This window comes from Streptomyces sp. MBT53, from assembly GCF_016654115.1.
Classification (GTDB): domain Bacteria; phylum Actinomycetota; class Actinomycetes; order Streptomycetales; family Streptomycetaceae; genus Streptomyces.
Genome location: NZ_JAEQAZ010000399.1, coordinates 1 through 2611, shown reverse-complemented (window position 1 = coordinate 2611; position 2611 = coordinate 1). Strand labels below are relative to the sequence as shown.

Annotated in this window: 4 protein-coding genes; all 4 read left to right on the top strand. The window is 72.4% G+C overall.

The genetic code is table 11. The annotated features are described in order from the left end of the window. A partial coding sequence (locus tag JHN45_RS51515; RefSeq protein ID WP_236585049.1) for a hypothetical protein occupies positions 1–704 on the top strand: 704 nt, incomplete at its 5' end. Between the two features lie 100 nt (positions 705–804). After that, positions 805–1128 (top strand): hypothetical protein, encoded by a 324-nt coding sequence (locus JHN45_RS51510; protein WP_201056404.1) that lies wholly within the window; start codon positions 805–807, stop codon positions 1126–1128. 264 nt (positions 1129–1392) lie between these two features. Further along, positions 1393–1563, top strand: coding sequence for a hypothetical protein (locus JHN45_RS51505; RefSeq protein ID WP_201056403.1), 171 nt, complete (start codon positions 1393–1395; stop codon positions 1561–1563). A 344-nt stretch (positions 1564–1907) separates the two neighbouring features. Next, on the top strand, positions 1908–2591 hold the full coding sequence (locus JHN45_RS51500; RefSeq protein WP_201056402.1) for a hypothetical protein: 684 nt from the start codon (positions 1908–1910) through the stop codon (positions 2589–2591). Positions 2592–2611 lie beyond the last annotated feature (20 nt).

Genomic DNA, 2611 nt, shown 5'->3' with positions numbered 1-2611 from the left:
GGACCGACACCACCAACACCCACCGGAAGGAACCCGACGTGCCCACGTTGGAAATCGACATGAACAACCCGGCTGAGCTGGACATGTTCGTCAGGTTGGCGTTCATCGCCGAGCAGGCGCACGACCCGGCCCGCTCGCTGTCCGCCCGGCTCGCCACCGCCGTGTTGACCCACGGCCCGGACACCGCCCGAGCGGATGCGCAGTACGAGGCCGGCGAGACCGGCGCCCGGGTGGCCGAGCGCGTGATTGCGTACATGGCCGCCATCCGAACCGCCCGCGTCCGGTACTGGTCCGTCAGCTACGTGGAGCACGGCCACGACCGCAGGGGTTCGATGATCGAGAGCCCCGAGACGACCCGCGCGCAGTACGAATGGGCGGTTGAGCGGTTCGGCGCCGACGCCGTACGCATCACCGAGTACACCGACACCCGGACGAGCGTCCCCGTGGACCCGGACGCACTGCCGCGCGACGACCGCCGCCAGGCCCCGGCCGTTCCCGGCGCCCACAAGGTGACCCGCTTCTACGCGTTCGACGGCGAGGGCCCCGCCGCGATCCCGGACGCCGCCGCCGTCGCACTCGCCCGGAAGTACCTCCGGGGCATCCGCCGCCAGCGGTTCGCACTGCCGCCTGTGTTGCTGGACACCGTGCGCGTAGTGATGGCCCGCGAGGTCACCGCCGACGAGGTTGCCCGCCCCGTCATGTAGGCCCGAGCCGGCCTATCGGCAAGCGCCCCGGGGGCGGGAACGGCACCCGCCCCCGGTGGCAGCTCCACCAACACCCCCCCCACCGAAGAGGAGCCACCCCGTGATCTTGCTGTACGTGCTAATCGGAGTCCTGGTCAGCACCTCGTACAACGTCCTGCCAATGGACGGCCTGGCGGACATGCAAGCCGATCCGACCCGCCAGCCGTCCCACGGCGAACTCGCCGGCGCCGTCGCGGTGTGGGTCGTGGCGGTCGCCGTGTGGCCCCTGATGATCGCCTTCAGGGCCGTGACCGCCGTACGCGACCGGTCCGACGCCCGCAGGACCGAACAGCGCGACGAGCACGCCGGGTTGGCCATCCCGGGCCAGCGGCAGCCCGCCGAGCCGGAGAAGGCCCCGGTTCCGGCCCCGCGCCGACCGGAGTAGGTCCCGCCGGTTGAACCTCGGCCAGCGCCAGCGGCCCCGTCCGGGTGCAGGCCGAGGAGCCGGCTGGACCGGCGAAGCGCCTAGCGTGCACACGCTAAAAGATCTTGGAAGTTCTTCGGGGCAGGCCTCTGACCTGCGACTACGTGAGTTCGACCCGGGCGGAAGTCTTGCCAGTGATGCTCTAGTGCTGTAATCTAGTACTTGTCGGAAAGGGGAACGGCACCCCGGACCGACACCACCAACACCCCACCGAAGGGACCTGTCATGAGCGTTGTTAACGAGCCCGCGACCCCGGAAGCGTGCGCCAAGGACTACGCGAGCCGTTCCGCGGCGAGCCCGAGCCCGACCGTCCGGGCCGAGGCGCAGAACCCCGGCCGGATCACCGGGAACAACGGCGTCACCCCGCAGACGGGCGGCGCCGCCACGGGGCGTTGAGAGACACCGGGTGGCCGCCACCTCGGCGGCCGCCCGGACACGGCAGAGGGCCGGTGGGACACCCCGAGGGGTGACGGCATCCACCGGCCCTTTTGCTTCCACCAACACCCGGCCCGAAGGCCGAAGTAAGAAGCGACCCCAGTCTAGACAGCCTCGGCGGACGCCGGCACTCAGCGGGCAGGCACCCGCCGAGACCGACGATGTACCACCCGCCATGGCGCCGACCCGCAGGCCGGGGAGCCGTAGCCTCATACCAGCGATGACGCCCCGCCCACGCGGAGGCCCGAACCCCAGGAGAGCCCGACGTGATCCCCCGAGGCCGACCAACACTCGACCTTGCCGACGTGGCCCAGCTCGCCGGCGTCTCGCTCGCGACGTGGCGCCGCCGGCACCACGGCGCGTTCGTGGCCGCAGTCCGCCCCCTCCCGGGTTCACAACGTCCCGTCATCTACGACGCCGCCCAGGTCAGAGCCCACCTAGCCGGAGAGCAGGTGCCGACCCTGGCCGCGCTCATCGCGACCGAGGACGACGCGAGCGGCGAGGACCAGGCCGACGACGTCGAGGGCGCCGAGCACCAGGACGACGAAGACGAGCGCGCGACGACGCTTTCGCCGCACCCCGCCGACCTGTTGACCGACCAGGAGGCCGGCGCCGTCGCCAGGGTGAGCGCGTCGACCATCCGGGCCGACGCAGCCGCCGGCCGGATGGACGCGGGCATAGAGCGTCACGGCCGCCGATGGTGGACCCGGGCCGCCGCCGAGGCCCGAGCCGACCGCCAGCCGCAGTACAAGGGCCGTACCGCCGGCAGCAAGGACAAGGCCCCACGCCGCCGACCGGAGGACCACCGGGTGGCCGAGGTGGCCACAGAACTGGCGGCCGCCGAAGCCGGCCGCCGCGCTCCGGTGACCGCCGGCGAACTCGCCGAGTTGTACGAGGTGAGCGAGCGGACCGCCGAGCGCATCATGGCCCGCGCCCGCGAGGCCGCCACGGCCGAGGCCGGCAAGGGCACCGCGGGTTGTGGGGGGTGATGTGGGGGCTCTGCCCCCAC